Origin of the sequence: uncultured Porphyromonas sp., assembly GCF_938046015.1 — a bacterium.
Lineage (GTDB): Bacteria > Bacteroidota > Bacteroidia > Bacteroidales > Porphyromonadaceae > Porphyromonas.
This window is the reverse complement of record NZ_CALIXW010000007.1, coordinates 60,061-84,118: the sequence shown is the minus strand read 5'-3', so window position 1 is coordinate 84,118 and position 24,058 is coordinate 60,061. Positions and strand designations below refer to the sequence as shown.

18 protein-coding genes and 1 pseudogene are annotated in these 24,058 nt (G+C 63.4%); 18 read left to right on the top strand and 1 reads right to left on the bottom strand.

What is annotated here, in order from left to right:
• The 12 genes and pseudogenes from Q0248_RS01080 to Q0248_RS01025 form a co-directional block, all read left to right on the top strand.
• A pseudogene (locus Q0248_RS01080) lies at positions 1-198 on the top strand (peptide chain release factor 1); the annotation flags it as partial.
• A 28-nt stretch (positions 199-226) separates the two neighbouring features.
• Complete coding sequence (pyrF, locus tag Q0248_RS01075) at positions 227-1,063, top strand: orotidine-5'-phosphate decarboxylase (RefSeq protein ID WP_299318720.1); 837 nt, start codon at positions 227-229, stop codon at positions 1,061-1,063.
• A gap of 47 nt (positions 1,064-1,110) precedes the next feature.
• Positions 1,111-2,157 (top strand): UDP-3-O-(3-hydroxymyristoyl)glucosamine N-acyltransferase, encoded by a 1,047-nt coding sequence (lpxD, locus tag Q0248_RS01070; protein WP_299318719.1) that lies wholly within the window; start codon positions 1,111-1,113, stop codon positions 2,155-2,157.
• A gap of 10 nt (positions 2,158-2,167) precedes the next feature.
• Complete coding sequence (locus Q0248_RS01065) at positions 2,168-3,553, top strand: bifunctional UDP-3-O-[3-hydroxymyristoyl] N-acetylglucosamine deacetylase/3-hydroxyacyl-ACP dehydratase (RefSeq protein ID WP_299318717.1); 1,386 nt, start codon at positions 2,168-2,170, stop codon at positions 3,551-3,553.
• Between the two features lie 68 nt (positions 3,554-3,621).
• On the top strand, positions 3,622-4,413 hold the full coding sequence (gene lpxA / locus Q0248_RS01060; protein WP_299318716.1) for an acyl-ACP--UDP-N-acetylglucosamine O-acyltransferase: 792 nt from the start codon (positions 3,622-3,624) through the stop codon (positions 4,411-4,413).
• A 15-nt stretch (positions 4,414-4,428) separates the two neighbouring features.
• Positions 4,429-5,937, top strand: coding sequence for a bifunctional ADP-dependent NAD(P)H-hydrate dehydratase/NAD(P)H-hydrate epimerase (locus Q0248_RS01055; protein ID WP_299318714.1), 1,509 nt, complete (start codon positions 4,429-4,431; stop codon positions 5,935-5,937).
• Positions 5,938-7,596: 1,659 nt separating this feature from the next.
• The gene (gene ruvX / locus Q0248_RS01050; protein ID WP_211788961.1) at positions 7,597-8,037 is read left to right on the top strand and encodes a Holliday junction resolvase RuvX; all 441 of its coding nucleotides are present in this window, start codon (positions 7,597-7,599) and stop codon (positions 8,035-8,037) included.
• Between the two features lie 48 nt (positions 8,038-8,085).
• Complete coding sequence (gene def / locus Q0248_RS01045) at positions 8,086-8,652, top strand: peptide deformylase (RefSeq protein ID WP_299318710.1); 567 nt, start codon at positions 8,086-8,088, stop codon at positions 8,650-8,652.
• A 31-nt stretch (positions 8,653-8,683) separates the two neighbouring features.
• Positions 8,684-10,756 (top strand): tetratricopeptide repeat protein, encoded by a 2,073-nt coding sequence (locus tag Q0248_RS01040; RefSeq protein ID WP_299318707.1) that lies wholly within the window; start codon positions 8,684-8,686, stop codon positions 10,754-10,756.
• A gap of 11 nt (positions 10,757-10,767) precedes the next feature.
• Entirely contained in the window at positions 10,768-11,535 is a 768-nt protein-coding gene (gene rsmI / locus Q0248_RS01035; RefSeq protein WP_299318706.1) for a 16S rRNA (cytidine(1402)-2'-O)-methyltransferase, read from the top strand.
• A 14-nt stretch (positions 11,536-11,549) separates the two neighbouring features.
• Positions 11,550-12,404, top strand: a complete 855-nt coding sequence (locus Q0248_RS01030) for a hypothetical protein (protein WP_299318703.1) — start codon at positions 11,550-11,552, stop codon at positions 12,402-12,404.
• A gap of 222 nt (positions 12,405-12,626) precedes the next feature.
• Positions 12,627-13,388: a DNA repair protein RecO C-terminal domain-containing protein gene (locus Q0248_RS01025; RefSeq protein ID WP_299318701.1), complete on the top strand. Its 762-nt coding sequence runs from the start codon at positions 12,627-12,629 to the stop codon at positions 13,386-13,388.
• Positions 13,389-13,476: 88 nt separating this feature from the next.
• Here Q0248_RS01025 and Q0248_RS01020 read toward each other — a convergent pair whose 3' ends face one another.
• Complete coding sequence (locus Q0248_RS01020) at positions 13,477-14,421, bottom strand: NAD-dependent epimerase/dehydratase family protein (protein ID WP_299318698.1); 945 nt, start codon at positions 14,419-14,421, stop codon at positions 13,477-13,479.
• 678 nt (positions 14,422-15,099) lie between these two features.
• On the opposite strand from Q0248_RS01020, the gene Q0248_RS01015 reads away from it, so the two are divergent.
• From Q0248_RS01015 to Q0248_RS00990, 6 genes are read left to right on the top strand one after another with little or no spacing between them, the layout of a single operon-like run.
• Positions 15,100-16,296, top strand: coding sequence for a tetratricopeptide repeat protein (locus tag Q0248_RS01015; RefSeq protein WP_299318695.1), 1,197 nt, complete (start codon positions 15,100-15,102; stop codon positions 16,294-16,296).
• Complete coding sequence (gene pepT / locus Q0248_RS01010; protein WP_299318693.1) at positions 16,293-17,540, top strand: peptidase T; 1,248 nt, start codon at positions 16,293-16,295, stop codon at positions 17,538-17,540. Before Q0248_RS01015 ends, pepT begins: the two co-directional genes overlap by 4 nt.
• Positions 17,540-18,727, top strand: coding sequence for a 1-deoxy-D-xylulose-5-phosphate reductoisomerase (gene dxr, locus Q0248_RS01005; RefSeq protein WP_299318691.1), 1,188 nt, complete (start codon positions 17,540-17,542; stop codon positions 18,725-18,727). The genes pepT and dxr overlap by 1 nt, the downstream gene beginning before the upstream one ends.
• 6 nt (positions 18,728-18,733) lie before the next feature.
• Entirely contained in the window at positions 18,734-20,056 is a 1,323-nt protein-coding gene (gene rseP / locus Q0248_RS01000; protein WP_299318688.1) for an RIP metalloprotease RseP, read from the top strand.
• Positions 20,057-20,073: 17 nt separating this feature from the next.
• Positions 20,074-20,988 carry a ribonuclease Z gene (locus Q0248_RS00995; RefSeq protein WP_299318685.1) on the top strand — a complete coding sequence of 305 codons (915 nt, stop codon included), beginning with the start codon at positions 20,074-20,076 and terminating at the stop codon, positions 20,986-20,988.
• A 50-nt stretch (positions 20,989-21,038) separates the two neighbouring features.
• On the top strand, positions 21,039-24,056 hold the full coding sequence (locus Q0248_RS00990) for a tetratricopeptide repeat protein (protein WP_299318684.1): 3,018 nt from the start codon (positions 21,039-21,041) through the stop codon (positions 24,054-24,056).
• Positions 24,057-24,058 lie beyond the last annotated feature (2 nt).

The window sequence follows — 24,058 nt, the reverse complement described above, 5'->3', positions numbered from 1 at the left end:
CGCAAGACCATGGTCTCCACCGGCGACCGTTCGGCCAAGATCCGCACCTACAACTACCCGCAGGGGCGCGTCACCGACCACCGCATCAACCTCACGCTCTACAATCTGTCCGCCATCATGGGCGGGGAGATACAGCCCATCATCGACGAGCTGATCATCGCTGAGAACATCGAACGAATGAAGGAGGCCGCCCTCTAGAGGCCGCGCCCCGCATACAGCTATTATCATGACCAAGAACGAACTCTTCAAGGAGATTCAACGCAAGCGCTCCTTCCTCTGCATCGGACTCGATACCGACGTAAGGAAGATCCCACAGTTCCTACAGGATGAGGATGACCCTATCTTTGCCTTCAACAAGCGTATCATCGATGCCACGGCACACCTCTGTGTAGCCTACAAGCCCAACCTAGCCTTCTATGAGAGCATGGGCAGCTTCGGCATCAAGGCCTTCGAGAAGACCGTCGCCTACCTGCAGAGCGAATATCCCGAGCAGTTCATCATCGCCGACGCCAAGCGCGGTGACATCGGCAACACCAGCGACATGTATGCGCGCAGCTTCTTCGAGCACCTCAAGGTCGACGCCCTGACCATCGCCCCCTACATGGGTAGCGATAGCGTGCAGCCCTTCCTCAAGTACACGGGCCACTGGGTCATCCTGCTGGCACTGACCTCCAATGAGGGGGCCTTCGACTTCCAGCTCACCGAGGACAAGGAGGGCAAGGCGCTCTTCGAGCAAGTCCTCGAGAAGAGCAAGGAGTGGGGCGACAGCGAGCAGCTGATGTACGTCGTCGGCGCTACCAAGGCCGCCATGCTGGAGCGTGTGCGTGCCATCGTACCCGACTCCTTTCTCCTCGTGCCAGGCGTAGGCTCGCAGAACGGTAGCCTCGAGGAGGTAGCCCGCTACGGCCTCAACGAGCAGTGCGGCCTACTGGTCAACGCCTCTCGTAGCATCATCTACGCCGACCATACCGAGGCCTTCGCCAGCGCCGCAGCCGCCGAGGCCGAGAAGCTCCGCCACCAGATGGCCGAGATCCTCATCAAGAACAAGCTCGTCGAGGCCTAGGCCACAGCGACCAGCTCCCCTATCCACAGCTACGACAGTACGAAGCTATGCAGTTCAGCGCCGCACAGATAGCCCCCCTCCTCGATGGCGTCATCGAGGGCGACAGCGCCGCCCTCGTCTCCGACTTCGGCAAGATCGAGAGCGCGAAGGCAGGCGACCTAGCCTTCCTCGCCAACCCTAAGTACGAAACCTACGCCTACAGCACCGAGGCCACCATCCTACTCGTCAGCAAGGACTTTGCCCCCCGCCAGGAGGTCAAGGCGACGCTGATCCGCGTGGCCGACCCCTACGCTGCACTGGCCAAGCTCATGCAGCTGGTCGAGCAGCAGCAGAAGCCCCGCCCCCAGGGCATCTCCCCTCAGGCCGCTATCGCCGAAGGTGTAGAGCTGGGCGAAGATGTCTATGTCGGGGCCTTCGCCGTTATTGAGACAGGGGCACGCATCGGCAAGGGTGCGCTCATCTACCCCCACGCCTATATCGGTGCTGGGGTGGAGCTCGGGGAGGACTCCATCGTCTACCCCCACGCCACGCTCTACCACGGTGTAGAGATCGGCACGCGCTGCATCATCCACGCGGGGGCGGTCATCGGCGCCGATGGCTTCGGCTTCGCACCCGAGGCCGACGGCTACCACAAGATCCCTCAGCTGGGTAAGGTCATCCTCGAGGACGACGTAGAGGTAGGCGCCAATACCTGCATCGACCGGGCTGTCATGGGCAGCACGCGCATCGGCCGCGGCGTCAAGCTGGACAACCTCGTCCAGATCGCACACAACTGCTCCGTCGGGGCACACACCGTCATGGCCGCACAGGTCGGGGTGGCTGGCTCCAGCCAGATCGGGCAGTGGGGCAAGTTCGGCGGGCAGGTCGGCATCGGTGGGCACATCACCATCGGCGACCGCGTAGAGATGGGCGGACAGGCAGGGGTCATCAGCAATATCCCCGATGGCAGCACGCTCATGGGATCGCCTGCGATGCCGCTGCGTGACGCCATGCGGAGCTTCGTCCTCCAGCCCAAGCTCCCCGAGATGTACCGCCGCCTGCAGGCCCTCGAGAAGGAGCTCACTGCTCTTAAGCAACCATCAGCAACGAACTAACACAAGGTATATGAAGAAGCAACAGACGCTCGCCAGCTCCTTCGCCCTCACGGGGAAGGGACTCCACACGGGTCTAAATATCAAGATCAACTTCCATCCCGCGCCTGCTGGCACGGGGCGCGTCATCCGCCGTACGGATCTGGAGGGCATGCCCGAGATCCCCGCCCTCTCTGAGTTCGTCAAGGGCACCGAGCGCGGCACCGTCCTCATCAAGGGCTCAGCAGCCGTCAGCACCATCGAGCACGCTATGGCGGCGCTCTATGCCAAGGGCGTGGACAACTGCCTCATCGAGGTCAACGCCCCTGAGTTCCCCATCCTCGACGGCAGTGCCAAGCACTACATCGAGGCTATCAAGCGCGTCGGCCTGGTCGAGCAGGAGCTCCCCGTCGAGCCCTACATCGTCAAGCAGCGCCAGGAGGTCTCCTCTAGCGATGGCCGCTCGCGCATCATCCTGCTACCCGACAGCAAGTTCGGCGTAGACGTGCACGTGTCCTTCGACTCGCCTGTGCTGAGCAATCAGTTCGCCTCCTTGGAGTCGCTGGAGGACTTCGATCAGGAGATCTCCGCCAGCCGCACCTTCGTCTTCGTGCGCGAGGTGGAGACCCTCCTGGAGCACAACCTCATCAAGGGCGGCGACCTAGACAACGCCCTCGTGATCTACGACCAGCCTATGGAGCAGACGCAGCTCGACAAGATCTGCGACCTGATGGGCGTAGCGCGCAAGGTAGCCCCCGAGCTAGGCTACATCAATAACAGCCCCATCATCTTCCCCAACGAGCCTGCCCGTCACAAGCTGCTCGATGTCCTCGGGGACCTCGCCCTCATCGGCCGCCCCATCGTCGGGCGTATCATCGCCTTCTGCCCTGGGCATAAGATCAACAACGAGATGGGCCTGAAGATCCGCAAGGAGATCAAGCTCAACGAAGCGCAGGCCCCGCTCTACGACCCCAACGCCACGCCGCTGCTGGATGTCAACCAGGTGCGTGAGCGTCTGCCCCACCGCTACCCCTTCCTCATGGTGGACAAGATCATCGAGATCGGCGCGGACTATATCGTAGGAGTCAAGAGCGTCTCGGGCAACGAGCCCTTCTTCCAGGGCCACTTCCCCAGCGAGCCCGTCATGCCCGGCGTCCTACAGGTCGAGGCCATGGCGCAGGTCGGGGGGCTGCTCATCCTCAGCCAGGTGGAGGACCCCGAGCGCTACTCTACCTACTTCATGAAGATAGACAACGTGAAGTTCCGCCAGAAGGTCGTCCCAGGCGACACCCTCGTCTTCAAGCTCCGCCTCATCACCGAGGTGCGTCGTGGCGTGGCGAATATGCGCGGTCTGGCCTTCGTCGGCGAGAAGCTCGTCTGTGAGGCTGAGTTCATGGCTCAGGTCGTCAAGAATAAGTAACCCATCGTCGTGCAGGCGCTGTCCTCCTCAGAGGGGGAGCGTCTGCACGGCGCCCTATATGCTAGACTATGTCACAGCAGCAAATCAGTCCCCTAGCCTCTGTGTCTCCCGAGGCTAAGCTCGGTGAAGGCGTCCTCGTGCACCCCTTCGCCGTGATCGAGGCCAATACGGAGCTCGGCGAAGGCTGTATCATCGAGAGCGGCGCCGTCATCAAGAGCGGCTCGCGCCTGGGTAAGCACTGCCACATCCATCCAGGGGCCGTCATCGGCGGTATTCCCCAGGACCTCAAGTTCGCTGGTGAGGAGAGCCTCGCCATCCTCGGCGATCACGTCAGCGTCCGCGAGTGTGCTACCGTCAATCGTGGTACCGTCTCCAAGGGCAAGACCGTCGTCGGCAGCCACTGTCTCCTGATGGCCTACTCGCACGTCGCCCACGACTGCGTCCTCGGCGATCACGTCATCCTGGGCAATGCTACGCAGGTAGCAGGCGAGGTAGAGGTCGACGACTACGCCATCCTCAGCGGCGGCTCGCTGGTACACCAGTTCGTCCGCATCTCCAAGCATGTCATGCTCCAGGGCGGTAGCCGTGTCAATAAGGACATCCCTCCCTACACGCTCATCGGTCGCGACCCCATCGTCTACTGCGGGATCAACATCGTGGGGCTGCGTCGTCGCGGCTTCACCAACGAGCAGATCTTCCGCATCAACGACATCTACCGCACCCTCTACCAGCGCGGGCTCAACAATAGCGAGGCCTTCAAGGTCATCGAAGAGGAGATCCCCGACACCTACGAGCGCCAGCTCATTCTCGACTTCGTACGCTCCTCCGAGCGAGGTATCGTACGCGGCACCATGGACTAGCAGGAGGGCGGGCTCATGCAGAAGATCTTCACCGGCAAGCAACTCCCCCTGCTCTACCAGCAGGCGCTCGAGCTCGACGGGCTGACGAGTCGTGACCATATCGATCGTGCTGCTAGCGCCTTCGTCCAGGAGTTCGTCCGCCACTACCAGCGCGGCGTACGCATGGTCTACGTCTGGGCTGGGGCGGGGCGCTGCGGGGCCTATGCGCTGAGGGCGGCACGCCTGCTCTTCGACCGCGGCTACCGCGTCTCGGTCTACCTCATCTATAGCGCGGGCAAGATCTCCCCCGAGGTGGAGGAGCTGCTCCCGCTGATGGAGGCGGAGGGACTCCTCTTCACGCCTATCTACGAGTCGCTGCTCAAGGTCAACCTCAGCAGCGAGGATGTGGTGATCGATGGTATCTTCGGCGCAGAGCTCTCTACGCCCCTCTCGGGCGGCTACCAGCAGCTCATCCAGTACCTCAATGCCAGCAAGGCGCGCCGCGTCAGCATCGAGATCCCCTCGGGACTCTTCGCCGAGGAGAACTCGGGGAACCAGCATCGGGAGATCTTCCGTGCCGAGCGCACCATCGCCTTCGATAGTCCGAAGCTCGCCTTCTTCTTCAAGGAGCATAAGCCCTATGTCGGGGAGTGGCGTCACATCCCCCTCGGCATCAGTGCTGCCGCCGAGGAAGGTATCCCCGTCCAGTACCACCTCATCGAGGATAGCTCGGTGACTACCGAGCTGCAGAGCCGTCCCCTCGAGGGCTACGGCACCCTGCTTCCTCGGGCCTTCGTCCCCATGCTCCAGCCTGGCTATGCAGGCTCGGCGCTGCTGCTGGCACGTGCGGCTCAGCGCTCGGGGCTCGCTTCGCTCGAGCTCTCCATCCCCAAGGAGGAGGCGCTCCAGCTCCAGCTCATGCTGCCCGAGCTACGCATCACCAGCGGCAGCTTCGAGAGCTACCAGCAGTACCTCTCGAGCTATACGGCTATCGCTGTGACCAGCGGCTTCGGCACGAGCGAGCAGGCTGCGGGACGCCTCCAGTCCCTCCTCACGCTCGCTGCGACACGCCCCTTCCTGCTGGCAGAGGACGCTCTGCGTCTCTTCACCAAGCACCGCGAACTGCTGCCGCTCATTCCACCGAGCTCTATCCTCGTGGCGGACGAATTCAGCTTCGACCAACTCACCACGCGCCACAGCTCGGATGCGGAGCGTCTGCGCGAGGCCAAGGAACTGGCGGCACAGCTCGACGTCTGCCTCATCCTACGCGGCGAGAGCACAGCGATCTGTCTGCCTAGCGGCTCCGTCCTCTTCGATGTGACGGGTAATAGCGCCCTCTCGCGCCCGGGCTGCCAGCAGGTACTCTATGGCCTCATCATCGGCCTGCTCGCGCAGTACCGCTCGAGCATGACGGCCGCCATGATCGGGGTGCACCTGCACGGACTCGCGGCTGAGCTCTACTCGGGCAAGCAGAGCCAGCGCAGCCTCGTAGCGGGTGACCTCCTACCCCAGATCAGCCGCGCCTACCATCAGCTCGACCTCTAGCGCTCCGAGCATCCCTATCCCAAGCCCGCGGGGGCGACAGTGCACAGCAGCCTGTCGCCCCCGCGGGCTTTCTGCCTTCTTGCTCTTCCCTCCCTGCTCCCCTAGCCTCAGTAGGGCTCAGCGCAAAGTGAAGCCCCGTCACAGGGGGAGCTCAGCGCGGTGCACCTTGCTGGGCACAGCACCTCGCCCCTCGTGTGGCTGAGCTGAGGGCTCGGGGTGGCCGAAAAATATGATATTACTTTCGGGCAATTCTTATATTACTTTCTGCCGATTATTATATTACTTTCTACTGAAAGTTATATTACTTTTCCCCGAATATTATATTACTTTTCTCCGTCCGATCAGTGGGTCAGCTCCGCCACAGCCTTTCCTCAGCTCCCGCAGAGCCTCCTCGGACGGAGGCAAGCCCCTCAGTGCAGCGCGCCAAAGGGTGGCAGCCAGCACGGAAGCACGCCCCGATGAGGCGAAGCAGCATCAGCACCTGCCATGCTTAGCGGTTCTGGGGATCGCCCCTGTAGGGCTCTATCCTTATTGTCTCCACCTTACCCAGGGTTTGGTCGCCCTTACAGGGCTACGCACCCTGGGCTTTGAGGAGGTCGCCCCGCTGGGGCTTGCGCCTCCGCTTGTCCCTTGCCAAGAACGAAGCTAAGCCAAAGGGAGCAAAGCTGTAGGTGTTACGAGGAGGACGTGGCATCAGTACCTGTCATGCTCTGCGGTTTTGGGGACCGCCCCTGTAGGGCTTTATCCTTATCGTCTCCACCTTATTACCCAGGGTGCGTAGCCCTGTAAGGGCAACCAAACCCTGGGTAAGCTACAGGCAAAGGGACAGAGCCCTGTAGGGGCGACTCACTCAAAGCCCAGGGTGCGTAGCCCTGTAAGGGCAACCAAACCCTGGGTAAGCTACAGGCAAAGGGACAGAGCCCTGTAGGGGCGACCCTCTCAAAGCCCAGGGTGCGTAGCCCTGTAAGGGCGACCAAACCCTGGGTAAGCTACAGACAAAAGGACAGAGCCCTAGAGGGGCGACCCACTCAAAGCCCAGGGTGCGCAGCCCTGTAAGGGCGACCAAACCCTGGGTAAGTTACAGACAAAAGGATAGAGCCCTAGAGGGGCGACCCTCTCAAAGCCCAGGGTGCGTAGCCCTATAAGGGCGACCAAACCCTGGGTAAGCTACAGACAAAGGGACAGAGCCCTAGAGGGGCGACCCACTCAAAGCCCAGGGTGCGTAGCCCTGTAAGGGCGACCAAACCCTGGGTAAGCTACAGACAAAAGAACAGAGCCCTACAGGGGCGACCCACTCAAAGCCTAGGGTGCGTAGCCCTGTAAGGGCGACCAAACCCTGGGTAAGCTACAGGCAAAGGGACAGAGCCCTACAGGGGCGACCCACTCAAAGCCCAGGGTGCGTAGCCCTGTAAGGGCAACCAAACCCTGGGTAAGCTACAGACAAAAGGACAGAGCCCTACAGGGGCGACCCTTAAAGCGGTCGTGAATGCCGCAGCGGCACACTTCGCCATTTCATAGGACACGCGCGAGGGGACGTCCCTAGACTATAGGCGTGCGAAGCGGATGGTGGGGGCGGGCAGCCTTAGGGGCCGCTGGGGACGAAGCCCGAGGCCTACGGCAGGCGATCCCCCTAGCTTTTGTATCTTTGTGTCTACAACTATGGGAAGGATATTAGCTATTGATTTCGGACGCAAGCGCTGCGGCGTAGCAGCTACCGACACCCTACAGCTCGTACCAGGCGGGCTGGGGACGATACCCACACACCAGCTACTGGACTGGCTCGCCGACTACCTCAGCCGCGAGCCCGTGGATCTACTCGTGATGGGCTACCCCCGCCAGATGCAGGGGCAGGAGTCCGAGTCGATGAAGTACATCCGCCCCTTCGTCACCCGCCTACAGCAGGCACAGCCCCAGCTCAAGATCGTCTATCAGGACGAGCGCTTCACCTCGGTCCTAGCGCAGCGTACCATACGCGAGGCAGGCATAGGCAAGATGCGCCGCCAGCAGGACAAGGGGCTCGTCGATGAGGTCAGCGCCGTCATCATCCTGCAGAGCTACCTCGAGCAGCGCGACGGCCTCGGGCCCATACAGCTACCCTAGGATAGGGATCCCATACGTTAGATTATACAGAGCAGATATTGACTCGCTATGAAACTACCTATTTATATCTACGGTCACCCCGTCCTGCGCGAGGTCGGCGCCGACATCAGCCCCGACTATGAGGGCCTACAGCAGCTCCTCGAGGACATGTGGGAGACCATGTACTTCTCCGATGGTATCGGGCTAGCAGCGCCTCAGATCGGGCGCGCCATTCGTCTCTTCGTCATCGACGCCGATCCCATGGCCGAGAGCTACCCCGAGTGCAAGGGGCTCAAGCAGACCTTCATCAACGCTCGTATCGTAGAGAGCAGCGAGGAGACGCTGGCCGAGGACGAAGGCTGCCTCAGCATCCCAGGCATCCACGAGCGCGTCACCCGTCCCGCCACGATCACCATCGAGTACATGGATGCGAACTTCGAGCCGCACCGCGAGACCTACTCGGGCTTCGCCGCCCGCGTCATCCAGCACGAGTACGACCACATCGAGGGCGTGCTCTTCACGGACAAGATCGCTGCCATCCGCCGCCAGCTCATCAAGGGCAAGCTGACCAACCTGCAGAAGGGTAAGGTGAGTGCACACTACCGCACCGTCACCGCCCCTCAGAAGCGTAAGTAAGGCCCGCCTCACCCCCAGCTCCGCCTCCTCCATGCGTAAGCCCCTACTCCTAGCCCTAGCCCTCCTCGGTGCGAGCAGTCTGCTCCGCGCCCAGATCGACGTGGATCAGGTCTTGAACATAGGGCGCAATGCGATCTACTTCAAGGACTACATCGTCTCGATGGGCTACTTCAACCAGGTCATCGGCCTACGCCCCTGGATGGCTGAGCCCTACCTCTACCGCTCCATCGCCAAGATCAGCCTCGACGACTACGCTGGGGCTTCGGCCGATGCCAGCCTAGCGCTAGAGCGTAACCCCCTATTGAGCCGAGCCTACCTCATCCGAGGGATCGCACACCTGGCGAGCAAGGACTACCCAGCTGCGACGAAGGACTTCCGTCAGGGACTGAGCCTCTCCCCCGCGGATCAGGGCATGCACCACAACCTCACGCTGGCCCTGCTGGAGGAGAAGAAGTACCAGGAGGCCGACAGAGCAGCCTATCAGATGCTGCGCTTCTCCCCCAAGAGCCGCGAGGCCTACCGCTTCCTAGCCCAGTCCGCCCTAGAGCGACAAGACACCCTGCTAGCGCAGCAGCGCCTCGGGCAGCTCCTCGAGCTCGACAGCACCTACAGCCCTGCCTACCTACTGCGCGCCCAGATCGCTGCCGCCCGCCAGGACTACCCCTCCAGCATCCGTGACCTCGACTACGTCATCGGTCGGGGGAGCGCCTCCGCCAGCCTCTATGTCAATAGGGCCATCATGCGCTACCACCAGAATGACCTGCGGGGCGCTATGGAGGACTACAGCGAGGCCCTACGCCTCAGCCCCTCGGAGCGTGCAGCGCTGAACAACCGCGCCCTGCTGCGCATGCAGGTCGGCGAATACAGCCTCGCCATCACCGACTGGGACAAGCTGCTCCAGCTCGAGCCCAAGAACTACATCGCGCGCTACAACCGCGCCCTCCTGCTCGAGCGCGTCGGCCGTCTGCGTGCAGCCCTCAGCGACCTCAATGAGGTGCTCCGCGTCTACCCCATCTTCTCCGAGGGCTTCGTAGCGCGTGCTGCCCTGAGACAGCGTCTCGGGGATACGAAGGGCGCCACGCAGGACCAGCTGCACGTCTTTGACCTCAGCAACAACGCTCGCTACCGCAAGCAGGCCACGCAGCAGGCCAAGACCAACAGCAAGCCCAGCAAGACCCGCAGCGAGACCGACGAGGCGATCGAGAAGTACGGCCTCCTCGTGGAGACCAAGCCCGAGACAGGCGCCGAGCGCCCCAGCTACACGAGCCAGCTGCGCGGCCGCGTGCAGGACGTAGAGCAGCAGCTGCAGCCCAAGCAGGACGTCCAGCTCAGCTACTTCACCGAGGTGGACAAGGATGGCAACCAGAGCCGCGTCTTCTACTCCAGCCTCCTCGACCAGCTCAATAGTCGTCTGAGGCAGCGCGACCGCCGTGCCCCACGCATCCTCCTACAGGAGCGCAGCCTACAGCTCGGCGAGAAGCAGATCCAGGCACTGCACGCCGACATTCGTCAGCTCTCCGAGCTCGGCGAGGATCAGGCCGAGCTCTACCTACGCCGCGGCATAGACTACGCCCTGCTGCAGGACCTCGACCAGGCGATCCTAGACTTCACCCGCGCCCTGAGCATCGACCCCAAGCTCTCTATAGCATACCTGGCGCGTGCCTCAGCCTCCGTACGCCGCTCACAGGCACAGCAGAGCCGTCAGGCCGAGCCCAGCACGAGCACCGAGCAGCAGCTCATTCGCTCGGCAGCTACCCTCGGGGGGCAGTCCATCTCGGTGCCCAGCGCCCCGCGCCGCCCCAGCGTCCTGCTGGAGCACCCGCCACTGCTTGACCTCAACCAGCTCCTACAGCTCGCCTCGAGCTTCGCCTACGGCTACTATAATAGAGGCAACCTCTACCAGCGCTCAGGCGAGCAGGCCCACGCCCTCGAGGACTACAACAAGGCCATAGAGCTCAACGCGAGCTTCGCTGAGGCCTACTTCAATCGCGGCCTCCTCTACTACGCCCAGGGTAAGGTCGTCGAGGGGACGCGTGACCTCAGCCGTGCAGGCGAGCTCGGGCTCTACGAGGCCTACAGCATCATCAAGCGCATGAACCAATAAGCCCCGTCCCTATGCCCAAGCTCATCCTAGTGCCCACCCCTATAGGTAACCTCGAGGACATCACCCTACGCGCCCTCAAGGTGCTGCGCAGCGTCCCGCTCATCCTCGCCGAGGATACGCGCACCTCGGGGCTCCTCCTACAGCACTACGAGATCAAGTGCCCGATGCAGAGCTACCACAAGTACAATGAGCATCAGGCCCTGGAGCGCCTCTGCGACCGCATCGAGCAGGAGGGCGAGGTAGCCCTCATCACCGACGCGGGCACCCCCGCCATCTCCGACCCAGGCTACCTCCTAGTGCGTGCCTGCCTGGAGCGCGGCATCGAGGTCGAGTGTCTCCCAGGGGCTACGGCCTTCGTCCCCGCGCTCGTCATCTCGGGCTTGCCCTCCGATCGCTTCAGCTTCGAGGGCTTCCTCCCCGTCAAGAAGGGACGCCAGACCAAGCTCCGTGAGCTCGCCCAGCGCGACCACACGATGATCCTCTACGAGTCCCCCCACCGCCTCGTGAAGACCCTCGAGCAGCTGGCCGAGCACTTCGCCCCCGAGACGCAGGTAGCGGCCGTGCGGGAGCTCACCAAGCTCTATGAAGAGGCGGTACGCGGTACCCTCGCGGAGCTCATCCAGCACTTCACCCAGCACGAGCCGCGGGGGGAGTTTGTGCTTATTATCGGAAGAAATAGTACATTTGAGGGTGAAAAGGAGCCCCCAATAGACGACAGCAAGCCACTCAGCGAAGAGGAGCGCAAGCGACTACGGCGCTCTAAAAAGTGGAATAAGTAACTAATCTCACGTGTATGAAGAAGACCCTGATCTTTGCTAGCCTACTTTCACTGGCCCTAGCATCCTGCTCGACGAACTCGGGTGAGTATAAGACACTGAAGGCTCAGTACGACTCGCTCGCCCTCGTCAACCAGAACTACGAGTCCGAGCTCCACGAGACCGACTCCCTCGTGGCAAGCGTCCTGACTAACTTCCAGGAGATCTCCTCAGTCGAGGGGATGATCAACGTCAATCCCATGAAGGGCGACATCCGCCGCTCGGAGCGCGATCGCATCAAGGACAACATGCTCCTGATCAACGACAAGCTACGCGCCAGCAACGACGCTATCAATGCCCTGACCGAGAAGCTCGAGAAGAGCGGCGGACAGAACCGTCGCCTGCAGGCTACCATCGCGGCGCTCCGCAAGGAGCTCGAGGTGCAGAAGCAGCGCGTGCAGACCCTCACCGAGGAACTGGAGCGTAAGAACCTCGCTATCGGTCTGCTGGACTCCATGCTCACGCAGCGCATGAGCGACGTCGATCGCCTCAACGCAGCTACCGCACAGCAGGCAGCAGCTCTGGCCAGCCAGGACAAGGAGCTCAACACCGTACGCTACTGCGTCGGTACCAAGGGTGACCTCAAGGACATGAAGATCCTGCAGGGCGGCCGCGTAGCTACCGAGCAGGCCAACATGAGCTACTTCACGAAGACCGACCGCCGCGACCTCTCGCAGCTGCCGCTCTACAGCCGCAAGGCACGCCTCCTGACGGTGCACCCCGCTAGCTCCTACGAGCTCCTGCCCGGCAGTGATAAGCAGCTCGTCCTCCACATCAAGAACAGCGAGGCCTTCTGGAGCAACTCTAAGATCCTCGTCGTCCAGGTAGACTAAGCGCCTAGCTTAGCGATCCGAGACGATCCCCCTAGCGACGAGCCCCTACTCCTGGTTAGCCCCACGCGGGCTGCCAGCGGTAGGGGCTTCGTCATTTCTAGTCCTTCGTAGCCGTCCTCCTGCTCTTATTAAGGCAGCTCCTCAGCATCATTAAGGCAGGCCCTCAGCACTCATTAAGGCAGCTCCTCAGCACTCCTTCACGCCGCCCCGCGGCGCTCCCTAATGCAGGCCCTCAGTACCCCCGCCATCGTCCTCCACCGTACGCGCTACAGCGACAGCTACAGCATCTACCAGCTCTACACTCGTGAGGCAGGAGCTGTAGGCGTCCTCGTACCTGAGCGGCGCCAGCGTCGACAGCCCGTGCGTGAGCTGCTGCGCCTGCTGGCGGAGGTGGAGCTGATCCTCCAGCCGCAAAGTCGCGGAGAGCTCTACAAGATCAAGGAAGCCCGCGGCCTCTGCCTCCACCATAGCCTACAGATGCACCCTGCCAAGGGCGCACAGGCCATCTTCCTGAGCGAATTCCTCTACCGCATCCTCCGCACGCCGAGCCCCGAGCCCGAGCTCTACCACTTCATCAGCCACTCACTGCAACTCTGGGAAGGGCTGGATAAGGGCGTGGCGAACTTCCACCTCAGCTTCCTCATCCAGCTGCTGGAGCACTTCGGCCTCACGCCCGAGCTGCCCGAGGAGCCTTGCCTGGGGCGCTTCTTCGACCTCTCGGAGCTGCGCTTCGTCCCCACCCCAGGCGCCTATCGCCTCAGTCCCGAGGAGTACGCAGCCCTGCCTGCTCTCCTTCGGATGAGCTACGAGCGCCTGGAACGCTACCCGCTCAATAGGCTGCTGCGCGCCCGCATCCTCGACCTGCTGCTGGACTACTACCGCCTGCACCTACACCACTTCCCCCCGCTGAAGTGCCTACCCATCCTGCGGCAGCTCGCCACCACGAGCCCTCCGCCCACCTCGATCCCCGTAGATGAGGCCTGAGCCCCCAGAGCAAGGCATACAAATAGAGCGCCCGACTGCCAGCATAGCAGTCGGGCGCTCTCCTTATATCGCCGAAGCCATGAGGCGGCTAGCCCTTGCGGCGGATCGTCTCGATCATATCGCGCGTCATGGCGGGCAGGTCGTACTGGGGCTTCCAGTCCCACTCGCTGCGCGCGCAGCTATCGTCTAGGGAGTTGGGCCAAGAGTCAGCGATCCCCTGGCGCAGTGGATCGAGCTCGTAGTGCAGCTCGAAGCTGGGGATGAGCTCGCGGATCGAGGCAGCGATGCCCTCGGGGTCGAAGCTCATAGCCGTGATGTTGAAGGAATTGCGGTGCACCAGTCGGCTGGGGTCCGCCTCCATCAGCTCCATGCAGGCACGCAGCGCATCGGGCATGTACATCATATCCATGTAGGTACCGGGCTTGAGCGGGCAGGCAAACTTACCCTCACGCACAGCCGCGTAGTAGATGTCTACGGCGTAGTCCGTCGTACCGCCCCCTGGAGGCGCTACATTGGAGATCAGCCCTGGGAAGCGTACCGAGCGCGTGTCGACGCCGAAGCGCTTGTGGTAGTAGTCGCTGAGCAGCTCGCCCGACACCTTGGTCACCCCGTACATGGTCTTGGGGCGCTGGATGGTGTCCTGGGGTGTCATGTCGCGTGGGGTCTCGGGGCCAAAGGAACCGATGGAGCTCGGCGTGAAGACAGCGCAGCCTTCCTCGCGAGCGACCTCGAGCACGTTGAAGAGGCCTCCGAGGCCGATCTTCCATGCCAGCTGGGGCTTGGCCTCAGCCACAGCACTGAGCAGTGCGGCTAGGTTGTAGATGGTGTCGATCTTGTAGCGGCGCACGACCTCGGCGATCTGCGCGGCATTGGTGATGTCTACGACTTCGCTAGGCCCGGTCTCGAGCAGCTCGCCATGAGGGGGTGCTGAGGGGATGTAGCCGACGACAACGGTGGGATAGTGTTTGCGTAGGGTGAGGGCTAGCTCCGTACCTATCTGCCCCGTAGAGCCGATAATCAGGATGTTTTTCATACCTCGATCTTGATGTTAATTGAGTAAGAGTTGGTCTACTTGTGTTGCGATTTCTATGACGACCAGGTGCGCTTCTCATGGAGCCCTGGGTATAGAGCGTACAAGTGCTCTTTACAGGGCAAATGTAGCAATTCTCCTAGGAATACCCAAGCCAGGCCAAGACTCGGCGCCCCACCCCACCCAAAGCGCTCTGCACCAGTTCGCTCCTCGCACCTAGCCTTCGCCTCAACTGAGGCAAAGGACACGACTAAGGCCACCACCAGGCGCATCTCTAGGAGGAGGCCCCGTAAGGGATATCAGTCAGGGCGCTGAGGGTCGTCCGTCAGAGCACTGAGGGATACCAGTGAGCAGGGCTCAGGGATATCCTTCGGGGAGCTAGGACAAGGATGTCGCCGTGCTGCGGGCTCCTAGCGCAGAGGCTGACCCGTGCTGGGAGCTCGCACCAAGGCGCTCCCCGCCTATCCACCCTCGCCGGCTCTGGGGGGCTTAGCCCTAGCCCTCGCCATGCCGTGCGAGGCGCCTATTCCATGATGCTTAGGGAGTATTGTAGTATCTTTGTCTCTATAGCGAGGGGATATACCAGACATACCCCTCAGCGAGTTATTATAGAGATGAACTCGAGTAGCCCGCATAGCTGGGCAGGGCTCATCGCTACCTAATTAGATAGACGACTCTACGATGAAGAAAATATTTGGCTACGTAGCGGCTCTGTGTCTACTGGCTCCTCTGAGCGGCTGGGCACAGCGGACCCATGTGCGCGCAGCCGAGCGTCTCCTCCAGGCAGAGCAGCCTAATTACTCCGAGATACGCCGCCTGCTGGGGCTGGCCGAGGCTCACGAAGAGACCAAGGCAGACCCCTATACCTACTATATACGCGGTCTGGTAGACCACCAGCTCTACAAGGCTGAGTACCGCAAGCTGACGACCCCCGGCATTCCTGGGGATACGGCGACGATGTTTCGCCACGTCGTCGACGAGCTCCCCGCCTGGCTGCGGGCCGACTCGCTCGACCAGCGCCCCAATGCGCAGGGACGCGTCCAGCCACGCTTCACCAAGCGCATCCAGGACTTCCTGAAGGAGGACGCGCCGAAGATGTACGACGCGGGGCTCTTCTACCTCGACCATAAGGACTACGCGCGTGCCAGCCGTGCCTTCGACCACGCCCTGCAGGCGCAGCGCCTCCTGCTGCCCCCAGGGGAGCGCGTACTGAAGGCCGACAGCACGACGGCCAACCTCGCCTACTACGCCCTCGTCTCGGCCTACACGGGCAAGCTCTACCCCGAGGTCATTCGCCTCGGGAAGGAGTACCTCGACCTCTCGGCCAATCAGAATGAGGTCTACCAGTTCATCGCCCGCAGCCATCTGGCGCAGCAGGACACCCTCGGCGCACTCCCACTGCTAGAGGAGGGAGCTCGGCGCTTCCCAAAGACGACCTTCTTCTTCGGCAAGCTCATCTCCATCCACCAGGCGCAGGGCAACTACAAGGCTGCCGTCGCTCTCATCGACGAGGCCATCAAGGCAGCCCCCACCAATCCCAACCTCCTGGTGCTACGCGGCAACGTCTACTTCATGGCTCAGGACTGGGCGCACGCGGCCGAAGTCTACAAGCAGGTGCTGAAGCTAAGCCCTGACAACTATGATGCCCTCTTCAACCTCGGGCAAGTATACTACAACCAAGCCGTAAGCCTGCTGGCTAATCCCCTAGCGACGAAGCTCGACGAGCACAAGGCCAAGGACTACTTCCGCCAGTCCCTGCCCCATCTAGAGGCGGCCTACAAGCGCTCCCCCGATCAGGTACGTGAGCTGCTGGGCAATGTCTACTATCGTCTCGGACTAGAGCAGCGCTACGCGGAGCTACATCAAGAGAAGCAATGACTATAGCTGACGAGCTACGCCCCCGACTGCTGGAGCGCTTCATCCGCTACGTGCGTATCCATACGCAGAGCGACCCCAAGAGCAGTACCTATCCCTCTACCGCCTGCCAGCTCGACCTGCTGCGCCTCCTCCGAGACGAGCTGGTCGAGCTCGGCGTGCCTGAGGTACGCCTCGAGGAGCGGGGCTATGTCGTGGCGCGCATCCCTGCCAGCCCCGGCCATGAGGCAGCCCCCGCCCTGGGGCTCATCGCCCATGTAGACACCAGCCCCGACTGCTCGGGGCTCGAGGTACAGCCCCAGATCATCGAGGACTACGGCGGAGAGGTCATCCCGCTCGGGGATCGGGCGGTGCTCGACCCACGCGAGTTCCCCGAGCTGCGCGAGCTCATCGGCGACACCCTCATCACCACCGACGGCACGACGCTGCTGGGGGCAGATGACAAGGCGGGCGTCGCGGAGATCATGGAGGCCGTGCGCTACCTCATGGAGCACCCCGAGCTGGAGCACGGCACGCTGTGCATCGCCTTCACCCCCGACGAGGAGATCGGCAAGGGCGTGGACTACTTCGACGTGCCCGCCTTCGGGGCGGACTTTGCCTTCACCGTCGACGGCGGCAAGGAGGGCGAGCTGGAGTATGAGAACTTCAATGCTGCCACGGCCAAGGTCTACGCCACAGGCCGCAGCATCCACCCAGGCTATGCCAAGGGCAAGCTGATCAACGCCCTCGAGGTGATCTACCTCCTGCACGCAGCCCTACCCCACATGGCGCGCCCCGAGTTCACCGAGGGCTATCAGGGCTTCTACCACCTGACGGAGCTACGCGGCGACGTCAGCGAGGCCTACGCCGAGTACATCATACGCGATCACGATCGGGCGACCTTCGAGGAGAAGAAGGAGCTGCTCACCAAGGTCGCCACCGAGATCAACAAGGCCTACGGCCATACCGCCATCCGTGTAGAGCTCCAGGATAGCTACTACAATATGTACGAGCAGGTCGCGCCCCACGCCGAGTGGCTGGAGCGTGCCAAGGAGGCCATGCTGCGCGCAGGCGTAGCTCCGCTGGTACGCCCCATACGCGGCGGGACGGACGGCGCACGCCTCAGCTATATGGGTCTCCCCTGCCCCAACCTCTTCACTGGCGGGGCGAACTTCCACGGCCCCTACGAATACGCCTCCCTCGACACGATGAGCCGTGCCGCCGAGACCCTCATCCACCTGGTCACACTAGCCAGCCCCACCGTCTGATGGAGCAGAGACGACAGATAGCCGTCCTCGGCTCGACGGGCTCCATAGGGACGCAGGCGCTAGAGGTCATCCGCAGCCATGCCGACGAGCTCGAGGCCAGCGTGCTGGTCGCCCGTAGCTCGGCCGAGCAGCTCATCGCCCAGGCTAGGGAATTTCGTCCTCGAGCGGTCGTCATCGCCGACGAGCGCCACTACTCCGAGGTACGCGAGGCTCTCGCCCCCCTCGGGATCGAGGTGCTGACGGGTGCCGAGGCCATCGAGGAGGTCGTACAGCGCCCCGAGGTCGAGGTCGTCCTGACGGCCATGGTCGGCTACTCGGGCCTACGCCCCACGCTCGCCGCCATCAAGGCGGGCAAGACCATCGCCCTGTCCAACAAGGAGACGCTCGTCGTAGCGGGCGAGCTGATCATGCGCCTCTCGGCCCAGTACGGTGCCCGCATCATCCCCGTAGACTCGGAGCACTCGGCCATCTACCAGTGCCTCGTCGGGGAGTCGAGCTGCGACAGCCGTGCCGAGCGCCGCGCCCTAGAGCGCATCCTGCTGACGGCCTCGGGCGGCCCCTTCAGAGGCTGGAGCTCAGAGGCACTGGAGCGCGTCACACCCCAGCAGGCCCTCAAGCACCCCAACTGGGTCATGGGCGCTAAGGTGACCATCGACTCGGCCTCGCTGATGAACAAGGGGCTGGAGATGATCGAGGCGCGCTGGCTCTTCGACACCGCCCCCGAGGACATCGAGGTCGTGGTGCACCCGCAGAGCATCATCCACTCGATGGTACAGTTCTGCGACGGCTCGGTCAAGGCGCAGCTCGGGCAGGCAGATATGCGCCTGCCGATCAGCTACGCCCTCGGCCTCAGCGAGCGCATGAGCAATGACTACCCACGCCTCAGCTTCGCCGACTGGAGCTTCACCTTCGAGCGCCCCGACCTGGAGGCCTTCCCCAACCTAGCCCTCGCCTACGAGGCCATAGAGCTCGGGGGCACGGCGCCCTGCGTGCTCAACGCCGCCAACGAGGTCGCCGTCGCAGCCTTCCTCGAGGGGCGCCTTGGCTTCCGCGCCATGAGCCGCCTCATCGCCGACATGCTGCACAGCACCAGCCCCACCGCCCAGTACGACCTCGAGACCCTGAGCGCAGTAGACAGCGACGTACGCCGTCGTAGCCTCGAGGCCCTCCCCTACTACAATCAATAGACAATCATGGATATAGCAATTCGGATACTTCAGCTCCTCCTCTCCCTCTCGATCCTCGTCTTCATCCACGAGCTCGGGCACTACTCGATGGCACGCTTCTTCGGGGCGCGCGTAGAGAAGTTCTACCTCTTCTTCAACCCCTGGTTCTCGCTCGCCAAGTGGACGAGCAAGCGCAGCGGCACGACCTACGGCATCGGCTGGATCCCCCTCGGGGGCTACTGCAAGATCGCTGGGATGATCGACGAGAGTATGGACACCGAGAGCATGGCCAGTGAGCCCAAGCCCGACGAGTTCCGTAGCAAGAGCGCCTTTGCGCGCCTAATGATGATGGCCGGCGGCGTCATCTTCAACGTCATCCTAGCCTTCATCATCTACGCCGCTATCTCGCTGACCTGGGGCACGAAGGTGCTGCACAGCGATAAGGTCTCGGCGGGCATGGAGTTCTCCGCCACCGCTGAGGCCGTGGGCTTCGTCGACGGCGACGTCATCCTCCGCGTGGACGATGTAGAGGCGCCCAATGTGCTGGACAGCCGCTTCCTCTCCTCGCTGATCAAGGCACGCGAGGTCGAGGTACGTCGCGGGACGGAGACCAAGGTCATCGCTATCCCTGAGGACATGATGAACCGTATCCTCAAGGCTGAGGAAGGCTTCGGCTCGCTCCGCATGCCCTTTATCATCGACGAGCTCCCCGCAGGTAGCCCCGCCCTAGATAGCGGGCTGCAGGTGGGCGACCGCGTCGTCGCTGTCGCAGGCCAGCCCACAGGAGACCTCAGCCAGGTGATCGCTGCACTGCACGAGCACAAGGGGCAGGAGCTCCGCCTCACCGTAGAGCGCCCCGACGGCCTCCACGAGCTCTCGGCCAAGGTCGACAGCGAGGGTCGCCTAGGCATCCAGCTGCGCCCCATCGAGGAGATCTACCCCATCGAGACGGTGCACTACAACGTCCTCAGCGCTATCCCCGCAGGCTTCGACCGCGCCACGCAGGCCATCTCCAGCTACGTCGGGGGGCTGAAGTACATCTTCACCAAGGAGGGTGCGAAGCAGATGGGCGGCCTCGGCACGATGGGCAAGCTCTTCCCCTCGAGCTTCGACTGGCAGAGCTTCTGGAGCATCACGGCCTTCCTCTCCATCATCCTGGCGGTGATGAACATCCTGCCCATCCCTGCGCTGGACGGCGGCCACATCCTCTTCATCATCATCGAGATGATCCGCCGCAAGCCCCTTAGTGACAAGGCGATGACCTCCATCCAGACCGTAGGGCTCGTGCTCCTGATGCTGCTGATGCTCTACGCCAACGGCAATGACGTCTACCGCGCCTTCTTCAAGTAAGGCGCGTCCCTAGCCCTATGAGTGACTTCCGCGTACACATCCTCGGCTGCGGCTCGGCGCTGCCTACGACACGGCACTATCCCAGTGCCCAGGTCGTGGCCTACCGCGAGAAGCTCTTCCTCATCGACTGCGGTGAGGGAGCGCAGCGCCAGTGGCGTGCCCTTCGGCTGGACTTCGGTCGGCTCGTCGCGGTCTTCATCTCCCACCTGCACGGCGATCACTGCTACGGCCTGCCAGGGCTCCTCTCGACGCTAAGTCTCCTCGGGCGGCGCCGTGCCCTGCCCATCTACGGCCCACGCGGCATCGCCGACTACCTCGCCCCCTTCATCAGCTCCAGCACCAGCTGGCTCGGCTATGAGATCGAGGTGCATACCCTCGACGATAGGCAGGCAGGCCCCGTCTACGAGGATCGCTCCCTTACGGTGAGCAGCCTCCCGCTAGACCACCGCATGCCCTGCACGGGCTACCTCTTCCGCGAGCGTGGGCTCGAGCGGCATATCGACCGCGCCTCCTGCGACTTCTACGGCGTGCCCGTCAGCGCCTTCAAGGCCCTACGTGAGGGAGCCGACTACACGACGCCCGAGGGGCAGCTCATCCCCAACGCACGGCTGACGCGCCCTGCCAAGGCCGGCCGCAGCTACGCCTACTGCTCCGACACCGCCTATCGCCCCGCCCTCATCCCCCTCCTACAGGGAGTAGACCTCCTCTACCACGAGGCGACCTTCCCCCGCGAGCGAGCTGCACGCGCCGCCGAGACGGGGCATAGCACGGCCGAGCAGGCCGCCCAGATCGCTCGCGCCTCGGGCGTAGGGCGCCTCCTCATAGGACACTACTCCGCACGCTATAGCGATGCCACTCCCTTGCTGGAGGAGGCACGCGCCCTCTTCCCAGAGACGACCGCAGCCGACGAACTGATGACCCTCGAGGTCTAGCCCTCGCCTGCGTTCCCACCACCGCCCCCCCACCCTAGCCCTATATACGAATGAAGTCAACGAACTATAGACGCCTCGTCCTTTGCCTGGCCTGCCTCGGCTCGCTGGCCAGCCTCCAGGCGCAGACGACGGACCCCAGCCGTAGCCTCCTCGAGACCGCTCAGCTGCACCAGGACTATGCCTCGGCCAACTATCTAGGCTATCTCCACGACCTGCCCCAGCTGGGTCGCCTGCCGCTAGAGCGGGAGCACGCCGCCTACCGCCAGATGCTCGCCACACTGATGCTCCAGCGCACCGACCACCCCGAGGAGCTGGTCAACCGCTTCCTCACCGAGCATCCGCAGAGCCTCGACCGAGCCGAGGCCCAGCTGCTCCTTGGCCTCATCTATCTCGAGCAGGGACACTACTCGGTAGCTCAGGAGGAGCTACGCCGCGTCCCCCTCTCAGCCCTCGCCCCACGTGAGGCCGCCCAGCTACAGCTCGCCCTCGGCTACAGCCTCCTCAAGGATAGGCGCGGCATGGAGCAGCTCGCCGAGGCCAAGGCAGCCCTAGAGCAGGCGGCCGACCTCGATGGCGGCCTCGTCGGAGCTCAGGCCACCCTCTACCTCGGCACCATCGCCCAGCTGGAGGGCAAGACGGAGCTCGCCCGTGAGCTCTTCCGTCCCGAGAGCTACCCCGAGGCGCTGCGCCCCGAAGCCGCCTGCCAGCTCGTGCTGCTAGAGTTCGCAACCCAGCAGCCCGAGGCTGCGCTGAGCGCTACCCAGCCCCTGCTGCGTAGCTACCCCAGCCTCTCCTCCCGCCCCGACATCCGCGGCGCCCAGGGACAGGCACACTTCGCCCTAGGCTCCTATGCCGAGGCGGTGCGCTACCTGCAGCCCCTGCTCACGGAGAGCGGCTACGAGCCAAACGCTGGGGAGCGCTACGCCCTCGGCGCCTCGCTCTACGCCCTAGGGCGCTACGACGAGACCCTCAAGGCTCTTGAGGGCGTCGAGACCGACAAGGCTGGGGACTACGGGGCCAAGACGCTCTTCGTCCAGGCCAACAGCCTCTTGAAGCTCGGCCAGTCCAGCGCTGCCGCGCTAGCCTTCAGCCGCGCTGCCGCACACCCCGCCGCCGACCGCCAGCTGCGCGAGGCTGCTCTCTACAACGGCGTACTGCTGCAGTACCAGACGCAGCGAGCCAACTTCGGCCAGACCGTGCGCGCCGCCGAGGCCTTCGTCAAGGAGTACCCCCAGTCCAAGCACCACGCCGAGGTGCTGGGTCTGATGAAGCGCCTCTTCCTGACGAACAAGGACTACAGCCAGTCACTGGCGACCCTGCAGCGCCTGCAGCTCCAGAGCCGTGACCTCGACGAGGCCAAGCAATACGTCCTGCTGCGCCTCGGAGAGGATGCCCTCAGCAAGGGACGCTATCCCGAGGCCGAGCAGCGCCTCTCCGAGGGCATCAAGCTCGCCACCCAGCCCGACTACACTGCCCAGTGCTACCTCCTGCGTGCCCTCACCTACCTCCAGGAGGGACGCTATGCCGAGTCCGCCCGCGACGTGCAGCACAGCCGCAGCGCCCAGTTCAGCGTGCCCCTCAGCGCTTATGTCGAGGGCTACGCCTACTACAACTCGAAGCGCTACAGCGAGGCACAGCGTGCCTTCACCAGCTACCTCAGCCAGGCCTCTAGCGAGCCCACAGCACGCCGCGTAGACGCCCTCTGCCGCCGTGCCGACAGCTACCTCGTGCAGCATCGCAGCAAGGAGGCCCTCGAAGACTACCGCGCGGCCAACGAGCTCGCCCCAGGCGGCAACGACGAGGCCCTCTACCGCATGGCGGCCATCCAGGGACGCTGGGGTAACTATGCCAAGCAGATCGAGTCGCTCGACCTGCTGGCTCGCCTCTACCCTGAGTCCGCCCACCTACCCGAGGTGCTCTATGACAAGGGCCGCGCGCAGATCCTGAGCAAGGCACCCGTCACCGAGGCGCAGCGTACCTTCTCTCAGCTCATCCAACGCTACCCCGAGAGCAGCTATGCCCGCCTCGGCGCCCTCGAGCTCGGGATGGTCTCCTACAACGCAGGCCGCCACGAGGAGGCCATCAAGGCCTACAAGGACCTCATCGCACGCTATCCCGACAGCGAGGAGGCACGCTCGGCCCTCTCCGACCTCAAGAACATCTACATCGACCTAGACCGCGTAGACGAGTACAGCGCCTATGCCGCCACCCTCGGCAAGCAGCTGAGCCCCTCCGAGGAGGAAGGCGCCCACCTGCAGTACCTCTCCCTCGAGAGCAAGTACAAGAAGGATAAGGAGGGCACCGTCTCGGCGCTAGAGAACTACGTCCGTGCCTACCCCAAGAGCCGCGACGCAGGCAAGGCCGAGCTCCTGCTGGCCCGCCACTACGAGGAGACGCAGCGCAGCGCCGAGGCCACGGCCATCTACACCAAGCTCGCCGAGCCCGCTCGCTCGCTTGACCTACGCATCCCCGCCCTCGAGGCACTGGCCCGTCTGCAGAAGGCCGAGGGCAAGCTCGCCGCCAGCACTGCCTCCTGGTCCAAGCTCTACGCCCTAGAAGGACTCGAGGCTCCGCAGAAGATCCGCTACGGCGTCCAGCTCGCCTCCTCAGCCCACGAGGCGAAGGACTACAAGCGTAGCCTCGCAGTGACGAGTGAGCTGCTGAAGCGCAGCGACCTCGGCACGAGCGCACGCAGCTCCCTCATCCTCATCAAGGGGAAGAGCGAAGAGGCCACCGGCGCCACCGGCCAGGCCCTGAAGACCTACGAGGCGCTCCTCAAGCAGGGCGACAGCCCCGAGGGCGCTGAGGGCATCGTACGCCATGCCGACCTCCTCCTGCGCTCGGGCAAGCCCGCCGAGGCTCGCAAGAGCCTCGACAGCTTCATCGCTGCAGGCACCACCCAGCAGTACTGGCTCGCCCGCGCCTTCCTGCTCCTGGCGGACTGCTACCAGCGTACGGGTGAGACCTACCTGGCCAAGCAGTACGTAGAGAGCCTGCGTGACAACTATAAGGGTAGCGAGGAGGACATCCAGCGGATGATCTCCGAGCGCCTCGCTAGCTACAAATAAGT

Bases quoted from the DNA above. Each gene is read 5' to 3' on its own strand.
- pyrF (WP_299318720.1), top strand. From the start codon at position 227: ATGACCAAGAACGAACTCTTCAAGGAGATTCAACGCAAGCGCTCCTTC.
- lpxD (WP_299318719.1), top strand. From the start codon at position 1,111: ATGCAGTTCAGCGCCGCACAGATAGCCCCCCTCCTCGATGGCGTCATC.
- Q0248_RS01065 (WP_299318717.1), top strand. From the start codon at position 2,168: ATGAAGAAGCAACAGACGCTCGCCAGCTCCTTCGCCCTCACGGGGAAG.
- lpxA (WP_299318716.1), top strand. From the start codon at position 3,622: ATGTCACAGCAGCAAATCAGTCCCCTAGCCTCTGTGTCTCCCGAGGCT.
- Q0248_RS01055 (WP_299318714.1), top strand. From the start codon at position 4,429: ATGCAGAAGATCTTCACCGGCAAGCAACTCCCCCTGCTCTACCAGCAG.
- ruvX (WP_211788961.1), top strand. From the start codon at position 7,597: ATGGGAAGGATATTAGCTATTGATTTCGGACGCAAGCGCTGCGGCGTA.
- def (WP_299318710.1), top strand. From the start codon at position 8,086: ATGAAACTACCTATTTATATCTACGGTCACCCCGTCCTGCGCGAGGTC.
- Q0248_RS01040 (WP_299318707.1), top strand. From the start codon at position 8,684: ATGCGTAAGCCCCTACTCCTAGCCCTAGCCCTCCTCGGTGCGAGCAGT.
- rsmI (WP_299318706.1), top strand. From the start codon at position 10,768: ATGCCCAAGCTCATCCTAGTGCCCACCCCTATAGGTAACCTCGAGGAC.
- Q0248_RS01030 (WP_299318703.1), top strand. From the start codon at position 11,550: ATGAAGAAGACCCTGATCTTTGCTAGCCTACTTTCACTGGCCCTAGCA.
- Q0248_RS01025 (WP_299318701.1), top strand. From the start codon at position 12,627: ATGCAGGCCCTCAGTACCCCCGCCATCGTCCTCCACCGTACGCGCTAC.
- Q0248_RS01020 (WP_299318698.1), bottom strand. From the start codon at position 14,421: ATGAAAAACATCCTGATTATCGGCTCTACGGGGCAGATAGGTACGGAG.
- Q0248_RS01015 (WP_299318695.1), top strand. From the start codon at position 15,100: ATGAAGAAAATATTTGGCTACGTAGCGGCTCTGTGTCTACTGGCTCCT.
- pepT (WP_299318693.1), top strand. From the start codon at position 16,293: ATGACTATAGCTGACGAGCTACGCCCCCGACTGCTGGAGCGCTTCATC.
- dxr (WP_299318691.1), top strand. From the start codon at position 17,540: ATGGAGCAGAGACGACAGATAGCCGTCCTCGGCTCGACGGGCTCCATA.
- rseP (WP_299318688.1), top strand. From the start codon at position 18,734: ATGGATATAGCAATTCGGATACTTCAGCTCCTCCTCTCCCTCTCGATC.
- Q0248_RS00995 (WP_299318685.1), top strand. From the start codon at position 20,074: ATGAGTGACTTCCGCGTACACATCCTCGGCTGCGGCTCGGCGCTGCCT.
- Q0248_RS00990 (WP_299318684.1), top strand. From the start codon at position 21,039: ATGAAGTCAACGAACTATAGACGCCTCGTCCTTTGCCTGGCCTGCCTC.